The sequence below is a fragment of the Streptomyces sp. NPDC007863 genome (assembly GCF_040633895.1).
Lineage (GTDB): Bacteria > Actinomycetota > Actinomycetes > Streptomycetales > Streptomycetaceae > Streptomyces.
Genome location: NZ_JBEYEI010000021.1, coordinates 24,825 through 42,736, shown reverse-complemented (window position 1 = coordinate 42,736; position 17,912 = coordinate 24,825). Strand labels below are relative to the sequence as shown.

Sequence of the window (17,912 nt, the reverse complement as noted above, 5' to 3'; positions counted from 1 at the left end):
TCCGTCGCGCAGGATGGCACCCAGGAGGCCGCCCCGGCCTCCGGCACCGTCCCGCCCCCCACCCACGGTTCACCGTCGCGAATAGTGCTCCCGAACCAGCGCTCCGCCCCCGAGCGGACCCCGGCCCCGGCCGTGCCCGCCGCTCCGACGCCACCACGGCGCCGCAAGCGCCGCTACCCCGTGATGGTGGCGACGGGCGTCGCCGCGCTGCTGCACGTCCTCTGGTTCTTCTGGTTCGCGAACAGCGGCGGCGACCTCGCGGCGCAGGACGCCTGGGCCGAGTTCGTCGGCCGCCACCCCGACTCGGCGTACAACCTCGCCTGGTACGGGGGCATGCACCCGGTCTCGTACAGCGTGGTCTCGCCGTACGTGATGTCGGTGCTCGGCGTCCGCACCACGATGATGATCGCGGGGACGCTCTCGGCCGCCCTGACCGCGCTGATCCTGGTGCGGGTGCCGGCCGTCCGGAACCCGATGGCCTGCTCGCTCGCGGGCGTCTTCGCCTTCCTCTGCAACGCGCTGTCGGGCCGGGTGACCTTCGGTCTCGGCATGATGTTCGCGCTCGGCGCGGTCGCCGCCGTCTTCTGCTGGCCGCACCGCTGGCGCCGCAAACGGTGGGCGAAGGCCGCGGTCGCGGCGCCGCTCGCCGGGCTCGCGACGGCGTGCAGCCCGGTCGCGGGCCTGTTCCTCGGCGTGGTGGCGGCGGCGCTCTTCCTGAACAAGCGGAGGCCGGGCGCGTACGCCATCGGCCTCGCCCCGGTCGCGGTCGTCGCGGTCTCCTCCTGGCTCTTCCCCTTCTCCGGCACCCAGCCGATGTCCTTCGGGTCGACGTCGCTGCCGCTGCTCTTCGGGATCCTCGTCCTCGTCCTCGTACCGAGGGACTGGCGCACCGTCCGCACGGCCGCCGCCTGCTACACCGTCGGCACCTTCCTGACCTGGCTGATCGACTCCCAGATCGGGTCGAACATCTCGCGGCTCCCGATGCTCTTCGCGGGCGTGGCGCTGCTCGCGGCGCTGCCGTACACGCGCCCGCGGTCGCGCCGCTGGTACGCGCTGGCCGTCGCCTTCCTCGGCCTCAACCTCTGGATCGGCTTCAAGGGCGTCGACGACGTGATCCGCACCCGCCCGGACGCCTCCTGGGCCTTCGAGGTGGCGCCGCTGATCAACCAGCTCCAGGTGCGCGAGGCACGCAAGGCGCGCGTCGAGGTCGTCCCGGCGTCGAGCCACCGCGAGTCCTCGGCGCTCAGCCCGTACATCAACCTCGCGCGCGGCTGGAACCGCCAGGCGGACATGGAGCGCAACCCGCTCTTCTACGACGACACGCTGAACGCCTCGAACTACCGCGAGTGGCTCCACCGCTGGGCCGTCCGGTACGTCGTCCTGCCGACCGGCGCCCCCGACTCGGGCGCCGAGCGGGAGGCCGAGCTGGTCGGCGAGGGCCTGCCGTACCTGAACCAGGTCTGGTCCGACGCGAACTGGCGGCTGTACGAGGTGGCCGGCGCCACCCCGCTCGCCGACGCCCCGGCCCAGGTCGAGCGCGCCGCCGAGAACGAGGTCGTCCTCCACCTGGACCGTCCGGCCCGGGTGAAGATCCGCGTCCCCTACTCCCCGTGGCTGGCGCTCATGGACGAGAACGGCGGCAAGCTGGAGCCCCCGCAGGAGACGGAGGAGTCCAAGCTGGCGCGGGAGGAGTCCGAGACGGAACTCCCGAAGGTCTTCGCCAACGAGAACGGCTGCCTGGTGAAGGCCGAGCCGGACGAGCAGGGCGACGAGTGGACGGAACTGGTCGCCCCGAAGGCGGGCACGTACCGCCTCGCGGCCCCGTACAAGCTCTTCCCGCGCGGCACGGCCTGCCCGGAGGAACTGCGCTGACCCCCTGCCGCGGGGCGGGTCACCCGTAAGGAGGGCGAACCCGCCGGGGGACTGCTCGGCGGGGGGTACGGGCCCTAGGGTCGACCCATGCGGCTGGAACCAACTGAATCGGGGCGGGCGGACATGACGGACAGCACGGACGTGTCGACGGAGCCGAGGCCGGCCCCGGAACCCGAGGAGGCCCCCCGGAGGGGCCCGCGCCGCACCCTCTCCCCGTGGCTGGAGTACCCCCTCCTCGCCGTGGTCGCCCTGGGGCTCGCCTTCCTGATCAAGACCTTCCTGGTGCAGGCGTTCCTGATCCCCTCGGGCTCCATGCAGAACACCCTCCAGGAGGACGACCGGGTCCTCGTCGACAAGCTCACCCCGTGGTTCGGCTCGGAGCCCGACCGGGGCGAGGTGGTCGTCTTCCGCGACCCCGCCGACTGGCTCGCCGGCCACGAGATGAAGCCGCCGAGCACCGTCCAGAAGGCCCTCGGCTTCGTCGGTCTGATGCCCGCGGCCGGCGAACAGCACCTCATCAAGCGGGTCATCGGCGTGGCCGGCGACACCGTCGAATGCACCGGCACCGGCCCGCTCGAACTCAACGGCACCCCGCTCACGGAGCCGTACGTGTACGAGGGCAACACCCCGTGCAGCGACGACGAGGGCGGCCGGTTCAAGGTGACCGTCCCCGCCGGCCACCTCTGGGTCATGGGCGACCACCGCCAGGCCTCCCAGGACTCCCGCTACCACCAGGACGACCCGCACGCCGGCATGGTCCCCCTCACCGACGTCGTGGGCCGCGCCATCGTGGTGGCCTGGCCGCTCTCCCACTGGTCGACCCTGCCGGTCCCGGATGCCTTCACACCGAAGGACTGAGCAAGGTGATCTATTCACGCCATATTCGTTGAAGTGTTCGGCGTGATCGGGTCCAATGGTTCACCTTCACCGGTGCGAGGACCACGGAAAGTCCGTCATGACCCACCACAGCCAGCTGTACGCGACTGCTCTGCAGGCCCGCGTCGCGCTTCCCACGGCGGCGGAGCGCGCCTGGCTCGCCAGTCTCCAGAGCGCCCGTCATCTGGTCGACGCCGAGGTGCGGCGGCACGAACGGCGCAACGCGCTGCACACGTTGAGGGGCCTCCAGGTGCTCGCCCGGTTCGCCGAGGAGCGGGCCGACGACTTCGCCGCCTCCCTCGGGGTGCCGCTCGCCACGGTCGAGGCGATCACCCGCCGGATCGGCGACCCCCTGGTCCGCGCCCAGGTCGTCGGCCGGCTCATAGCCGCCGCCGAACGCGGCGTGGACCTCCGGCTCTGTCCCGCCTCCGGACTGCCCGACGGCCTGGAGGGGGCGGGGGAGATCGGCGCCGTCCTCGGCAACCTCGTCGACAACGCCCTGGACGCCGTCACCGGCGGCGGCCGGCCGGAACCCCGCGTGGAGCTCGCGCTCCGCTACGACCGGGGCACCGTCGACCTCTCCGTGCACGACAACGGGCCCGGCGTGCCGCCCCGTCTGCGCGGCTGGGTCTTCGAGCGGGGCACCTCGACGAAACCGGCCTCGCCCGAACGCCCCCGGGGCATCGGCCTCGCGCTCGTCCGCGCCGTCGCCGAGGCGCGGGACGGCTCCGTCGAGGTGCGGGCCCGGCGGGGCGGCGGCGCCGTCTTCACCGTCCGCATGCGCGTCGGCGAACAGCGCAGGGGAGCCCGCCGGCGGACGGCAGGCCAGGGCGACGCGGGCCCGTCCGGCCGGCCCGGGGAGGGCCGGTGATCAACGTGCTCGTCGTCGACGACGACTTCTACGTGGCGAGGATCAACGCCCACTACGTGTCCGAGACGCCCGGCTTCCGGGTGGCGGGCATCGCCCACAGCGCCGCCCCGGCCCTGGCGGCCGCCGAACGCGGCGGCATCGACCTCATCCTGCTCGACCAGCACCTCCCCAACGAGAGCGGACTCTCCGTCACCCGCCGCCTGCGCGGCCTCGACCTGGACGTCGACGTCCTCATGGTCACCGCCGACCGCAGACCCGAGTCGGTCCGCGCGGCCCTCCGCGCCGGCGTCCTGCACTACCTCGTCAAACCCTTCACCCCGGAGAGCCTGCGCGAGCGCCTGGAGTCGTACGCCCGGACGCGCGCCGCGCTCGACGAGGCCACCGAGATGGACCAGGACGCCGTCGACCGGACCCTCGGCGGCGCCTGCCCGCCGGACGCCGTCCGCGACCTGCCCAAGGGCTTCTCCGAGCGCACCGCGGACCTCGTCTCCCGCATGGTCGAGGAGCACGGCGCCGGGCGCGAACTCGCCGCCCAGGAGGTGTCCGAGCTGACGGGGATCAGCCGCTCCACCGCCCAGCGGTACCTGAAGCACCTCGCCGACAGCGGGCGGCTGCGGCTCACCCTCAAGTACGGCACCAGCGGCCGGCCCGAGCACCTCTACTCCCGGGCGTGAAGCGGCGGTCCGCCCGCCCTTCCGTACGCCTCGCCCTTCCGCACGACCCGACCACGCGACAGGAATCCGACCGTGCCGATCCGCATACTCCCCGAGCCCGGCCCCACCCGGCTGCTGACGTTCATCACCATGGTGATGAGCCTGGGTCAGGGGCTGTGGATGGCCCTGAGCGCCATCTACGCGGTGACGGTCGTCGGCATGTCACCCGGCGAGCTGGGCATCGCCCTCGGCATCACGGCCGTCCTCGTCCTGGTCTCCAGCATCCCGCTGGGCCACCTCGCCGACCGCGCGGGACCGCGCACCGTACAGCTGTGGTCGTTCCTCGCCCTGGCCCCGCTGACCGCGGCCCTCGTCGCGGCGCAGGGCTTCTGGTCGTACCTGATCGTCACCTCCGTGCAGGGGCTGGCCTACCGGGCCGGCAACAACGCCCGCAAGGCGATGATCGCGGCCAACGTGCCCCGGGAGGAGCGGGTCCACGTCATGGCGTACATCCGGGCCGCGGTCAACGCGACCCTGGCGGTCGGCGCCTGCCTCGCCGGCCTCGTCCTCGTGTGGGACGAACGCGCCGGCTACCAGGGCGCCGTCCTCTTCACCGCCGTGTGCTTCCTGATCACGGGACTGCTCACGCTCAAGGAGCGGCCGGTGCCGCCGGCGCCCGCCACGCCGGGCGCGGCCTTCAAGGTGCTGCGGGACACGCCGTTCCTGGCGTTCACCGTCCTCGACGGCGCCCTCGCCACCCACGCCCTGCTGCTCGACCTCGTCCTGCCCCTGTGGGTCGTCCACCACACGGACGCGCCGCGCTGGACCAGCGCGGCCCTGCTCCTGCTGAACACCGTCCTCGTGGTCGCCCTCCAGACCCGCGCCGCGCGCGGCGTCGACGGCCCGAGGTCGGCGTCCTTCGCGAGCCTCCAGGGCGCCGGCTGCGTGGCCGCCGCCTGCCTGCTCTTCGCCCTCACCGACGGCGCGGAGGCCGTCGCGGCCGGGGTGCTCCTCGCCGTCGGCGCGCTGCTGCACGCGCTCGGGGAGATCCGGCAGGCCGCGGGCAGCTGGACCATCGTCTTCGACCTGGCGCCCGACCACGCGCAGGGCCAGTACCAGGGCACGTACAAGATGGGCCAGGACATCGGCAAGATGTTCGCCCCCGCCGTCCTCGCCTGGCTGATCATCGGGCACGGCGCCGTCGGCTGGGTCGTCCTGGCCGTGGCCTACGCCGTCCTCGGCGCCGCCGTCCCCGCCGTCGTCGCCCACGGCGCCCGCAAGGCCGCCGCGGCGGCCCCGGCGAAGGACGCCGCCACCGTCTGAGCGCCCGCCCGCGCGGTCCTTCCGTCCGCGCGTCGCGTGCGGGGGAAACGAGCAGAACGCGATTTTCCCCGGTCAAGGGTGTTTAGCGCGGCAGCGCGCACAACCGGGACCGGCCCCCCGAGCCGTCGATAGTTTCGAGCCAATCCGCCGTCGACGAGTTCGGACAGACATGACCACAGCAACGGACGTACGCCTGGGCGCCGGCCTCCTCCGGCACGCGCTCGTCCAGCCGGACCGCACCGCGCTGACCCTGGGGCGCCGGGAGATCGGCTACGCCGAGGCCGCGACCACCGCGCGCCGCTGGGCCGCCCTGCTGGTCGAGGCCACCGGCGGCCGGCCCGCCCGGGTCGCGGTCTTCGCCCACCGCAGCGAGGCCTCCTACCTGGGAGTCGCCGCCGCGCTCTGCGCGGGCGCCGCGTTCGTCCCGCTGAACCGCAGGTTCCCCGCCGAGCGGACCCGCTCGATGCTGGAGCGCGCCGACGTCGACGCGATCATCGTGGACGCCGGCTCCCTGCCCGGCCTCGCCGCGCTGCTGCGGGGGCTGCCGCGGACGCCGGTCGTGATGCTCCCCGACGCCGAGCGGGCCGAGGCCGGCGACCTGGGCGGCGCCCGGGTCCTGGACGCCCGGGACCTGGCCGCCGCCGCGCCGCTGGAGGACCTGCCCCCGGTCGCGCCCGACGACCTCGCCTATCTGCTGTTCACCTCGGGCAGCACCGGCGCGCCCAAGGGCGTGCCCGTCACCCACGGCAACGTCCGCGCGTTCCTCGACGCCAACCAGGAGCGCTACCGGCTCACCCCCGACGACCGGCTGACGCAGACCTTCGACCAGACCTTCGACCTGTCGGTCTTCGACCTCTTCATGGCCTGGGAGAACGGCGCCCGGGTCTGCTCGATGGACCCCATCGAGCTGCTGTCCCCGTTCAAGTACCTGGAGCGCAACGGGATCACCGTCTGGTTCTCCGTGCCGTCCGTCGCCGCCGTCCTGCGGCGGCGCGGCAAGCTCCTCCCCGGGACGATGCCCACGCTGCGCTGGAGCCTCTTCTGCGGCGAGGCGCTGCCCCGCGAGACCGCCGAGGCCTGGCAGGCCGCCGCCCCGCGGTCGGTGGTGGAGAACCTGTACGGGCCCACCGAGCTCACCATCGCCTGCACGGCGCACCGCTGGGACCCGGTGACCGGCCCCGCGTCCTGCGTCCACGGCAACGTGCCGATCGGCCGCCCCTACCCGGGCCTGCACCCGCTGGTGATCGGCGAGGACGGCACCCCGGTCGCGGACGGCGAGACCGGGGAGCTGTGCGTGGCGGGCGCGCAGACCGCCCCCGGCTACTGGCGGGCGCCCGAACTCACCGCCGAGCGGTTCTTCCCGCACGAGGGCCGCACCTACTACCGCACCGGCGACCTGGTGCGGCTGCAGGGCGACGCCTACGTCCACCTGGGCCGCAACGACCAGCAGGTCAAGATCGGCGGCTACCGCGTCGAACTGGGCGAGATCGAGGCCGTCCTGCGGCGGGCCGGCGCCGTGGAGGCGGTCGCCCTGCAGTGGCCCGACGCCCACACCGTGACCGCCGTCGTCTGCGGCGACGCCGACCCCGCGGCCCTCACCGCCGCCTGCGAGGCCGCGCTGCCCCCCTACATGACGCCCTCCCGGATCCACGTGCTGGCCGAGATGCCCCTCAACGGCAACGGCAAGACCGACCGGGGCGCGCTGCGCGACCTCCTCCGGGCCGGCCTGTGAGCACCGCCCCCTTACCCCGCGACCTCCGACCCGCGACCACCGAAGAGAGCCCATCGTGAGCACAGTCGACCAGCTCGTCGCCCGCACCCTGGGCATCACCGAGGACCGCCTCACCGCCGATCTCGCCTACCAGTCCGTCCGCGAGTGGGACTCGCTCGGCCACGTCGCGCTGATGGTCGCCCTGGAGCAGGAGTACGGCGTCGAGGTCGACGACGACCTCATGCTGGAGCTGCGCACCCTCGACGCGGTGCGCGCCTTCGCCGACGGCCTGGGCGAGCCCGCTGCCGCCGGGGCCCGTACGGACTCCGGTGCCGCGGGCGCCCCCGCGGCCGGCGTCACCGTCCACCGGGGTCTGGAGGGCGTCACCTTCGACCACTCCGCCGTCACCCACATCGACGGCGCCGAGGGCATCCTGGAGTACCGGGGCTACAGCATCCACGACCTCGCCGAGCACGCCTCCTTCGAGGAGGTCGCCCACCTGCTGGTCCACGGCGACCTCCCCGACGCGGCCGGCCTGGAGGTCTTCACCAAGCAGCTGCGCGCCGCCCGAACCCTGCCCGCGCCGGTCCTGGACCTCGCCCGCTCCCTCGCGCACGCCCATCCGATGGAGGCGCTGCGCACCTGCGTCTCGGCGCTCGGCGCGTTCGCCCCCCGCCGGGCGGCGGGCACCGACGAGAGCCTCGCGGAGGCCCGCGAGGCCGGCATCGAACTCATCGCCCGCATACCGATGATCGTGGCCGCGCACCACGCCTTCCGCAGCGGCCGCGAACCGGTCTGGCCCCGCGAGGACGCCGGCCACGCCGAGGCGTTCCTCACCGTGCTCCTCGGCGAGGAGCCCACCCCGGCCGCCGTCCGCGTCATCGACAAGGGCTTCGTCGTCCACGCCGACCACGGCTCCAACGCCTCCGCGTTCACCGCCCGCGTCGCCATCGGCTGCCGCGCCGACATGACCGCCGCGCTCACCGCCGCCATCGCCGCCTTCTCCGGCTCGGTGCACGGCGGCGCCGCCGAACGGGCCATCACCCTCGTCGACGAGGTCGGCACCCCCGAGAACGCCGAGGCGCACGTCGCCGCCCTGCAGAGCCGCGGCGAGCCCGTCATGGGCTTCGGCCACCGCGTCTACCGCACCGAGGACCCGCGCATGCGCCATCTGCGCGCCAGCGTCGTCGAGCTGAGCGAGGAGCGCGGCGACCGCACCGGCCTCGACGTCCTCGACGCGGTCGCCGCCGCGATGCTGCCCCGGCAGCGGCACGGCGTCGCCCCCAACGTCGACCTCTACGCCGGCCTCTCCTACCGCCTCCTCGGCCTGCCGGACGACCTGGCCGTCGCCCTGTTCGTCGTCGGACGGACGCCCGGCTGGGTCGCCCAGGCGCTGGAACAGCACGCCAACAACGTCCTCATCCGCCCGCTGCTCGCCTACGCGGGCCCGCGCGGCCTCACCTACCCCTCGGGAGCCGCGCGATGAGCACCGCGTCCGACCCGTCCCCCGTCTCCGACCCGTCCCCCGCGCCCGTGCGTCTGCCGGACTTCGCCGCCGGGCACGGCTTCGACCTCGACGCCGTCCCCTACACGGGCCGCGTCCTGCTGGAATCGCTGCTGCGCGCCGGGGACCCCGCGCGGGCCGCGCTCCTGGGCAAGCGCCTGGCGCTCGGCGAGGACCCGGCCCTGGAGATGCCGTTCCGCCCCGCCCGCATCCTGGTGCAGGACTACACCGGCATCCCGCTCCTGGTCGACCTGGCCGTGCTCCGCGACCGGGTCGCCGAGCCGGGCCGGGTCAACCCCGCCCTCCCCGTCGACGTGGTCGTCGACCACTCGGTGCAGACCGACTGGGCGGGCCGCCCGGACGCCCTGGGCCTGAACGAGGCCCTGGAGATGGACCGCAACCGCGAGCGCTACGCCTTCCTGAAGTGGGCCGAGGGCGTCTTCGACGGGGTGCGGGTGATCCCGCCGGGCCGCGGCATCGTCCACCAGGTCAACCTGGAGCAGCTGGCCACCGTCGTCACAGAGGGCCCCGACGGCTCCCTCGTGCCCGACACCGTCCTGGGCACCGACAGCCACACCACCATGGTCAACGGCCTGGGCGTGCTCGGCTGGGGCGTCGGCGGCCTGGAGGCCGAGGCGCAGATGCTGGGCCTGGCGCAGGCCATCCGCATCCCGGCGATCGTGGGGGTGCGGCTGACCGGCGCCCTCAGCCCCGGGACCTCGCCCACCGACGTCGTCCTGGCGCTGACCCGGCGGCTGCGCGAGGAGAACGTCCAGGGCCTGATGGTGGAGTTCACCGGCCCCGGCGTCGACGAACTCTCCGCGCCCGACCGCTGCACCGTGGCCAACATGGCCCCCGAATACGGCGCCATGTCGGCGTTCTTCCCGGTCGACGAGGAGACCCTCGACTATCTGCGGCGCACCGGCCGCGACGAGCCGGCGGTGTCCCGCGTACGGGAGTACTGCCGGGAGCAGCGCCTGCTCCGGGCCGCCGCCGAGCCCGCCTTCGGGCGGACCGTCGTCTTCGACCTGAGCGAGGTGGGCCCGGGACTCGCCGGCCCCAGCCGCCCCGACCAGCGCATCTCCCTGGGCGAACTGCCCGGTTCGCTGGCCGCGCTCCTCCCGGAGGGGCCGCGGAGCGAGGGCGGTGTGCAGGACGGCGACCTCGTCATCGCCGCCATCACCTCCTGCACCAGCACCTCCAACCCCAAGGCGATGCTCGCCGCGGGCCTGCTCGCGAAGCGCGCCGCCGAGCGGGGCCTGCGGGTGCCCGCCCACGTCAAGACCAGCCTGTCGCCCGGCTCCCGGGCGGTCACCCGCTACCTGGCCGACGCCGGGCTCCTCACCGGCCTGGAGACCCTCGGCTTCCACGTCGCCGGATACGGCTGCATGACCTGCAACGGCGGCAGCGGGCCCCTCAACGAGGGCGTCGGCGAGGCCGTCGACCGCGGGGACCTGACGGTGGCCGCCGTCCTCAGCGGCAACCGCAACTTCGCCTCCCGGGTCCACGGCCAGGTCCGCGCCGGCTACCTCGCCTCGCCCGCCCTGGTCGTGGCGCTCGCCCTGGTCGGCGACGTCCGCACGGACCTGGAGAGCCGGCCGCTGGGCGTCGACCGCGACGGCGTCCCCGTCCACCTGCGGGACCTGTGGCCGCACGCCGCCGAACTGCGCGAGCTGGAGGAGCGGTACGTCACCCCCGAGGTGTTCGCCGCCGACACCGCGCCGCAGCCCGCGTGGGAGGCGATCACCGCCCCCGCCGGCGAGGTGTACGCGTGGGACGACGCCTCCACCTACATCCGCCCGCCCGCCTACGCGGACTCCGAGGGCGGGCTTCCCGTCCTGGCCGGGGCCCGCGCCCTGGTGGCCCTCGGCGACCACGTCAGCACCGACCACATCTCTCCCGTCGGCGCCGTCCCGGCCGCCTCCCCGGCCGGCGCGTACCTGCGGGAGCGGGGCGTACGCGACTTCAACTCGTACGGCTCCCGGCGCGGCAACCACGAGGTGATGGCCCGCGGCACGTTCAGCAACCCGCGCCTGCGCAACCTGCTGGTCGGCGACGGCGACAGCGGCGGCACCACCCTGCACCTGCCCGGCGGCGAGCGGCTGCCCGTCTACGACGCCGCCCGGCGCTACGCCGACAGCGGCACCCCCCTGATCGTCCTGGCGGGGCGCGGCTACGGCATGGGCTCGTCCCGCGACTGGGCCGCCAAGGGACCCTGGCTGCTCGGCGTCCGCGCGGTCCTCGCCGAGGACTTCGAGCGCATCCACCGGGCCAACCTGTGCGCCATGGGCATCCTGCCGCTGCTCCTGCCCGCCGGGCGGAGCTGGCGCGACCTCGGCCTGACCGGCCGCGAGGAGTTCGGCATCGACCTGTCGCGGGTGCGCGAGAGCGGCGAGGCCCACGTCACCGCCGACGGCACCGCCTTCGCCGTACGGGCGGACGTGCGGTCGGCCGGCGAATGGGACGTCCTGCTGGCCGGCGGCACCCTGCCCTACCTGCTGCGGACCATGGGCGCCCGACCGGAGGCCACCGCGTGACGCACATCCTCGACACCCTGGGCCTGCGCACCGCGGTCGACGCCGACGCCCTCACCGCGGGCGCCAAGACCTTCGTCCCCGTCCACGCCGGCACCCACGACCTGCCCGTCGGCACCCTCCTCGACGCCCTCGCCGAGGACCCGTCGCTGCTGCCGCCGCGCACCGGCCACCTGGGCAACTGGGAGGACATCGCGGCCGGCCGCGCCGGGCCGATGGACTTCAACACCGCCATCTGCGGCGGCGGCCACGGCTACCCGCTGATCTACGGCTTCACCCGCACCGAGGCCGACACCGAGGGCGGCGACGAGGCGTACCAGCCCGGCTCCCTCATCGACCAGGGCAAGCGGCACGTCCTGCCGCTGCACACCTGGGACGGCACCCGCTTCGTGCGCCGCGACCGCTCCGCACCGCTGTTCTGCCCCCTGGTGCAGGCCGAGGTCGACGGACGGCTCGTCCCCCTCGTCGACCTGCACCGGCAGCGGATGGAGGCCCTGCCCGGCTACCGCTTCCGGCACTGGGCCACCGCCCTGACCGACCGCGCCGAGCTCGTCACCGACATGCTCACCCTGCTCCTGGAGCAGGCCGCCGCCCAGGGCCGCAACCAGGCCTTCGCCGAACTGATCAGCCAGGCCGTGCGCACGGACGGCGAGGTGGCCCGCTGCCGGGTGCGCCCGGAAGGCTCCGGCTACCTCCTGGAGGACCAGTACTACCCGTCGGCGCGCGCCCTGGCCGAGGCGGTCATGGTCACCGTCCACGCGCTGGTCGACCCGGCCGCGTTCTTCGCCCGGCTGCCCGGACTGCCGCCGCTGCTGCCGGTGATGTCGCTCCAGCTCACCAACGTCCTCTTCGCGCTCCTGGACACGCACCACCCCGACGCCCCGCCCGGCCCCCCGGAGCGGCCCTTCATCACCCACCTGCACTGGGGAGCGCGCGCCATGGCCGGCTGCCCGCCCCGGCGCCACGGCTACCTGACCCGGCGCTCCACCGTGCGGTCCCTGCGCGCCATCACCGACCCGCTGGTCGAGCACTTCGAGGCCGCCCGCCCGGTGGCGTTCGTCCTGCTGCCCGCCCAGACCTTCATGCTCTGCCCGCCCAGCACCTCGCCCCGCGACGTCGACCTGATGGCCGGCCTCTTCGCCCGGCTCCGGGCCGCCGGCCCGGCCGCCGCCCACGAGACGACGCTGCGCTGGCTGGACGGCCACGCCGAGCAGCTCTCGCCGTACCTGCGCGGCCGGTTCGCCGGCGGCAGCGGAGTACCGGCCGACGGCACCGTGCGGGAGCCCGCCGTCCCCGTCGAACCCGACGGCTTCCGGCAGCTGACCTTCCGTCAGGCGTGCGGTGCGGTCGCCGCGTTCGAGGAGGTCCTCGGATGAGGCTCACCCACCACGAGATCGTCATCGCCCTGCGCGAACCCTTCGTCAGCAACACCGGCGTCACCACCCGGGTGCGCCAGCGCGTCGTCGAACTCGCCTGGGAAGGGCTGCGCGGCCTCGGCACCGCCCGCGACGCCGACCCCGCCGACCTCGACGCCTGCGCGCCCGCGCTCGCCGGCGCCTCCCCGTACGGGCTGCGCGCCGCCCTCGACGCGCTGCCCGGCATCGGCCCGGCGGCCCGGTCGGCCGTCGACATGGCCCTGCACGACCTGCTCGGCAAGGCCACCGGCCGCCCGCTGCGCCACCTCCTCGGCCTCGACGGCCTGCCCGTACCGCCCACCGCCCTGTCCATCGGCGCCTGCCCCGACGACGAACTCGTCCGCCGGGGCCGCGCGCTCGCCCACTGGCCGGTCCTCAAGCTGAAGCTCACCCCGGAGGACGACGGCAGCCGCGCCGGGATCCTCCGCGCCGTCTACCCCGGCCGCATCCGCGTCGACGGCAACGGCTCCTGGGACCGCGAGCAGGCCCTCAGGGTCGCCGAGGAACTCCACCGCCACGACGTCGAACTCCTCGAACAGCCCGTCGCCCCCGGTCGCCCCGACGACCTGCGCCACGTCCACGAGCGCTCGCCCGTCCCCGTCTTCGCCGACGAGGACTGCGCCACGGCCGACGACGTCCTGCGGCTGCGCGGACACGTCAGCGGCGTCAACATCAAGCTCGTCACCTGCGGCGGCCTGGCCGAGGCCCACCGCATGATCCTGCTGGCCCGCGCCTGCGGCCTGCGGACCATGCTCGGCTGCAAGGTCGAGAGCGCCCTCGGTGTCTCCGCCATGGCCCAGCTCGCGCCGCTCGCCGACCACCTCGACCTGGACGGCGCCGTGGGCCTGCGCGACGACCCCTACACCGGGGTACGCGTCGACGACGGCACCCTCGCCCTTCCCACCGGCCCGGGCATCGGCGCCGCTACCCTCCATCCGACCCCGATCACCTGGGACAAGGACTGACATGAGCCTTCGCTGCGCCGTACTCGACGACTTCCAGCAGGTGGCCACCACCGCCGCCGACTGGAGCCCCCTCAAGGACCGGGTGGAGGTCGTCAGCTTCCCCGAACACTTCGCCACCGAGGACGAACTCGCCGCCGCCCTGGCCGACTTCGACATCGTCGTGACCCTGCGCGAACGCGTCGTCTTCCCCGCCTCCCTCCTCGACCGGCTGCCCCGCCTGCGCCTCCTCATCGCCTCCGGCATGCGCAACAGCGTCATCGACTACGAGGCCGCCGCCCGCAACGGCGTCACCGTCTGCGGCACCGCCAGCACCTCCACCCCGCCCGTCGAACTGACCTGGGCCCTCCTCCTCGGCCTGGCCCGCGGCATCGTCACCGAGAACGACGCGCTGCGCACCGGCGGCCCCTGGCAGTCCACCGTCGGCGCCGACCTCCACGGCCGCACCCTCGGCCTCCTCGGCCTCGGCAAGATCGGCAGCCGGGTCGCCCAGGTCGCCCTCGCCTTCGGCATGGACGTCCAGGCCTGGAGCCCGAACCTCACCGACGAACGGGCCGCCGAGGTCGGCGTCCGGCGGGCCGCCTCCAAGGAGGAACTCCTCGCCACCAGCGACTTCGTCTCCCTGCACCTCGTCCTCGGCGACCGCACCCGCGGCCTCCTCGGCCCCGCCGAACTGGCGCTCCTGAAGCCGACCGCGTACCTGGTCAACACCTCCCGGGCCGGCCTGATCGACCAGGACGCCCTCCTGGACGCCCTGCGCGAGGGCCGCATCGCCGGCGCCGGCCTGGACGTGTACGACGTCGAGCCGCTGCCCGCCGACCACCCGGTGCGCACCACGCCCCGCCTCCTGGCCACCCCCCACCTGGGCTACGTCTCCCAGAACAACTACCGCACCTACTACACGCACGCCGTCGAGGACATCGAGGCGTACCTCGCGGGAGCGCCCGTCCGCCTCCTCGGCTGAGACCCCTTCCCTCCCGTCCCGTCCGCCCCACCCGCCCCTGCTTTGCCGACCGTGGAGAACCCCTGGTGAGTCCGCACCGCCGCATGATGAAGCTCGGCGCCTTCCTTCCCGCGCCCGGTCACCACATAGCCGCCTGGCGGCACCCCGAGGCCCGCCCCGACGGCGGCCTGGACTTCGACTACTACCGCTCCCTGGTGCAGACCGCCGAGCGCGGCATGTTCGACATGGTCTTCCTGTCCGACGGGGCGGGGGTGCGGACCCGGTACAAGGACGCCGACGAGCTGAGCCGCCAGGGCCGCATGGTCCACTTCGAGCCGCTTACCCTGCTGTCCGCGCTCGCCGTGCACACCCGGCACATCGGCCTCACCGCGACCGCGTCCACCACCTACAACGAACCCTTCACCCTGGCCCGGCAGTTCGCCTCCCTCGACCACCTCAGCGCCGGCCGCTCGGGCTGGAACGTGGTGACCTCCGCGACGGACGCCGAGGCGCGCAACTACCACCTGGACAAGCAGCCCGAGCACGCCGCCCGCTACCACCGCGCCCGGGAGTTCATGGAGGTCGTCACCGGCCTGTGGGACAGCTGGGAGGACGACGCCTTCCTCTACGACAAGGAGTCCGGCCGCTTCTTCGACCCGGAGAAGCTCCACATCCTCGGGCACAAGGGCGAGCACTTCTCCGTGCGGGGCCCGCTGAACGTCGCCCGCCCGCCGCAGGGCCACCCCGTCATCGTCCAGGCCGGCTCCTCCCCGGACGGCCAGGACTTCGCCGCCCGGTGGGCGGAGGTCGTCTTCACCGTCCAGCAGACCCTGGACCAGGCACAGGTCTACTACCGCGGCCTGAAGAAGCAGATAGCGGACCACAGCCGCGACCCCGACCACGTCAAGATCCTGCCGGGCGCCTTCATCGTGGTGGGCCGCACCCTGACGGAGGCCGAGGACAAGTACGCGACCCTCCAGTCCCTCGTCGACCCGGTCGTCGGCCTCGGGATGCTCTCGTACCAGCTCGGCAACGTCGACCTCGGCGGACTCCCGCTGGACGGCCCCCTGCCCGAACTGCCCGCCATCGAGGGCAGCACCAGCAAGCAGCAGGTCATCTACGAGCAGGCCCGCAGGCAGGGCCTGACCATCCGCGAGCTCTACCTGGCGGTCGCCGCCGGACGCGGCCACCGCTTCCTGCTCGGCACCCCGGAGAGCATCGCCGACGAGCTGGAGGACTGGTTCGTCAACGAGGCCGCCGACGGCTTCAACATCATGCCGGACTACCACCCGGGCGGCCTCGACGCCATCGTCGACCTCCTCGTCCCCGAACTGCAGCGCCGCGGCCTGGTCCGTACCCGCTACGAGGGCACCACGCTCCGGGAGAACCTGGGCCTGCCGAGGCCGGCCTTCCCGCCGGTGGCGGCCGGCTCCGCCCCGGCACCGGCGGATTCCTCCCCGGCCCCGGCGGGTTCCTCCCCGGCCCCGGCGGGCGCGGTATGACCGTCGACGCGACGGCGCTGCGTTCCGTCCTGCGCGCCCACCCGTCGGGGGTCACGGTCCTGACCGCCGCCGGGCCGGGCGGAGTCCCGGTGGGAGTGACCGTCACCTCCTTCACCTCGATCAGCGCCGCACCCGCCCTCGTCGCCGTCGCCCTCGCCGACACCTCCACCACCTGGCGGAAGATGGCGCACAGCGAGCACTTCGCGATCCACCTGCTCGGCGCCGACCAGGCGGACACGGCCGTCCGCTTCGCCACCCCGGGCACCGACCGCTTCGCCCCGCCGACCGCCTGGCACCCCGGCCCGCACGGCGTGCCGTACCTGGCGGGCTGCCTGGGCCGCCTGCTGTGCTCGCGCCACAGCACCGTGCGCCTGGGCGACCACCACCTGCTGGTGGGCGCCGTCGAGCGGGCCGAGCACGGCGAGCGGGGGGACGGCCTCGTCCACCGCCACGGGGACCTGCAGCCGGTCACGACTCCTCTTCCAGCAAGGACCTGACACATGCCCACCGTTCTGTTGTTCTCGCGCCAGCCGCTCACCGGCCGGCCGCTCCAGGAGTGGCTCGACCGTCCCGAGGACGCCGTCCTGATCACCACGCCCAAGGCGGTCGCCGGCGCCGAGGACGTCCTCGCCGCCTCCTTCCCCCGCCACCGGCTGGTCGACGACTACCACGGCTGGGCGACCGAGGAGATCGCGGAGGAGGCCGCCCGCGCGTACGGGGCGGACCTGGTGGCCAGCACCAGCGAGAGCGACGTGCTGCGGGCGGCCCGGCTCCGGGGCAGGCTCGGCCTGCCCGGACAGGACGTCGCCTCGGCCACCGCCTACCGCGACAAGGTCGTCATGAAGGAGCTCGCCCGGGCCGCGGGCGTCCGGGTCCCGGACTTCGCCGCCGTGGACAGCCCGCGGGACCTCCTCGACTTCGTCGACGCCCACGGCCTGCCCGTCGTCGTCAAGCCGCGCTCCGGCGCCGGCGCCGAGGGGGTGGCGTTCCTGCGCGAGCCCGCGGACGTCACGGCCTTCTTCGCCCGCGAACGCGGCTCCGAGGTGCCGTACCTGCCCGGCCAGTGGATGGCGGAGAGCGTCGCCCACGGCGACTTCCACCACGTGGACGGCATCATGCGCGACGGCCGGATCGTCCACTCCTGGCCCTCCCGCTACTCCGGCGGCCTCGCCGAGCGCGTCAGCGAGGACCTCCACACCGGCAGCGTCCTGCTCGCCCCGGACGACGCCGTCACCCACGCCCTCCAGCGGCTGGCCGCCGACGTCGCCGCCGCCCTGCCCCCGGCGCCGCACCCCCTCGCCTTCCACCTGGAGGCGTGGGTCGGCCCGGACGGCGTCCCCGTGCTCTGCGAGATCGCCAGCCGCGCCGGCGGCGGGCTCATCGCGGAGCAGTACACCAGGGCCTTCGGCGTCCACCTGGCGCGCGAAGGGCTCCGGGCGCAGTGCGGGCTCCCGCTCACCCTCACCGCCCAGCCGGCCGCCCCGGCCCGGGCCGTCGGCCACGTCCTGTTCTCGCCCGGCCACGGCGCCTTCGTCCCGCCGGCCGTGCCGTGCCCGGTCCCCGGCGTGGAGCTGACCCTCATGCGCGAGGCCGGGACGCTGTGCCGGGGCGTGGAGTCGGCCGCCGACGCGGTGGCCAACGTCTTCGTCGAGGCCGACACCACGGAGGCCGTGGAGTCCCGCCTGGCCGAAGCCACGGAGTGGTGGAACACCCACACCGTCTGGGAGTAACCGACGGGGCAACCCC

At 74.4% G+C, this 17,912-nt stretch carries 14 protein-coding genes; all 14 read left to right on the top strand.

Going from position 1 to position 17,912, the window contains the following annotated elements:
* Positions 1 to 183: 183 nt before the first annotated feature.
* The 14 genes from ABZ621_RS29360 (at position 184) to ABZ621_RS29295 (ending at position 17,896) form a co-directional block, all read left to right on the top strand.
* Complete coding sequence (locus ABZ621_RS29360; RefSeq protein ID WP_360609563.1) at positions 184 to 1,872, top strand: MFS transporter; 1,689 nt, start codon at positions 184 to 186, stop codon at positions 1,870 to 1,872.
* Positions 1,873 to 1,995: 123 nt separating this feature from the next.
* Entirely contained in the window at positions 1,996 to 2,730 is a 735-nt protein-coding gene (gene lepB, locus ABZ621_RS29355) for a signal peptidase I (RefSeq protein ID WP_360609452.1), read from the top strand.
* Positions 2,731 to 2,827: 97 nt separating this feature from the next.
* Positions 2,828 to 3,619, top strand: coding sequence for an ATP-binding protein (locus ABZ621_RS29350; RefSeq protein WP_360609451.1), 792 nt, complete (start codon positions 2,828 to 2,830; stop codon positions 3,617 to 3,619).
* Complete coding sequence (locus ABZ621_RS29345; protein ID WP_360609450.1) at positions 3,616 to 4,293, top strand: response regulator; 678 nt, start codon at positions 3,616 to 3,618, stop codon at positions 4,291 to 4,293. Before ABZ621_RS29350 ends, ABZ621_RS29345 begins: the two co-directional genes overlap by 4 nt.
* 72 nt (positions 4,294 to 4,365) lie before the next feature.
* Entirely contained in the window at positions 4,366 to 5,595 is a 1,230-nt protein-coding gene (locus ABZ621_RS29340) for an MFS transporter (RefSeq protein WP_360609449.1), read from the top strand.
* A 169-nt stretch (positions 5,596 to 5,764) separates the two neighbouring features.
* Positions 5,765 to 7,327: an amino acid adenylation domain-containing protein gene (locus ABZ621_RS29335; protein ID WP_360609448.1), complete on the top strand. Its 1,563-nt coding sequence runs from the start codon at positions 5,765 to 5,767 to the stop codon at positions 7,325 to 7,327.
* A gap of 55 nt (positions 7,328 to 7,382) precedes the next feature.
* Positions 7,383 to 8,792 carry a citrate/2-methylcitrate synthase gene (locus tag ABZ621_RS29330; protein ID WP_360609447.1) on the top strand — a complete coding sequence of 470 codons (1,410 nt, stop codon included), beginning with the start codon at positions 7,383 to 7,385 and terminating at the stop codon, positions 8,790 to 8,792.
* On the top strand, positions 8,789 to 11,347 hold the full coding sequence (gene acnA / locus ABZ621_RS29325) for an aconitate hydratase AcnA (RefSeq protein ID WP_360609446.1): 2,559 nt from the start codon (positions 8,789 to 8,791) through the stop codon (positions 11,345 to 11,347). The genes ABZ621_RS29330 and acnA overlap by 4 nt, the downstream gene beginning before the upstream one ends.
* Positions 11,344 to 12,720 (top strand): DUF6025 family protein, encoded by a 1,377-nt coding sequence (locus ABZ621_RS29320; RefSeq protein ID WP_360609445.1) that lies wholly within the window; start codon positions 11,344 to 11,346, stop codon positions 12,718 to 12,720. Before acnA ends, ABZ621_RS29320 begins: the two co-directional genes overlap by 4 nt.
* Entirely contained in the window at positions 12,717 to 13,724 is a 1,008-nt protein-coding gene (locus ABZ621_RS29315; protein ID WP_360609444.1) for a dipeptide epimerase, read from the top strand. Before ABZ621_RS29320 ends, ABZ621_RS29315 begins: the two co-directional genes overlap by 4 nt.
* A 1-nt stretch (position 13,725) precedes the next feature.
* The gene (locus ABZ621_RS29310) at positions 13,726 to 14,685 is read left to right on the top strand and encodes a D-2-hydroxyacid dehydrogenase family protein (RefSeq protein WP_360609443.1); all 960 of its coding nucleotides are present in this window, start codon (positions 13,726 to 13,728) and stop codon (positions 14,683 to 14,685) included.
* Positions 14,686 to 14,750: 65 nt separating this feature from the next.
* Entirely contained in the window at positions 14,751 to 16,166 is a 1,416-nt protein-coding gene (locus ABZ621_RS29305; protein ID WP_360609442.1) for an NtaA/DmoA family FMN-dependent monooxygenase, read from the top strand.
* Positions 16,163 to 16,663: a flavin reductase family protein gene (locus ABZ621_RS29300; RefSeq protein WP_360609441.1), complete on the top strand. Its 501-nt coding sequence runs from the start codon at positions 16,163 to 16,165 to the stop codon at positions 16,661 to 16,663. Before ABZ621_RS29305 ends, ABZ621_RS29300 begins: the two co-directional genes overlap by 4 nt.
* A 3-nt stretch (positions 16,664 to 16,666) precedes the next feature.
* Positions 16,667 to 17,896 carry a hypothetical protein gene (locus tag ABZ621_RS29295; protein WP_360609440.1) on the top strand — a complete coding sequence of 410 codons (1,230 nt, stop codon included), beginning with the start codon at positions 16,667 to 16,669 and terminating at the stop codon, positions 17,894 to 17,896.
* The last annotated feature ends 16 nt before the right edge of the window (positions 17,897 to 17,912 follow it).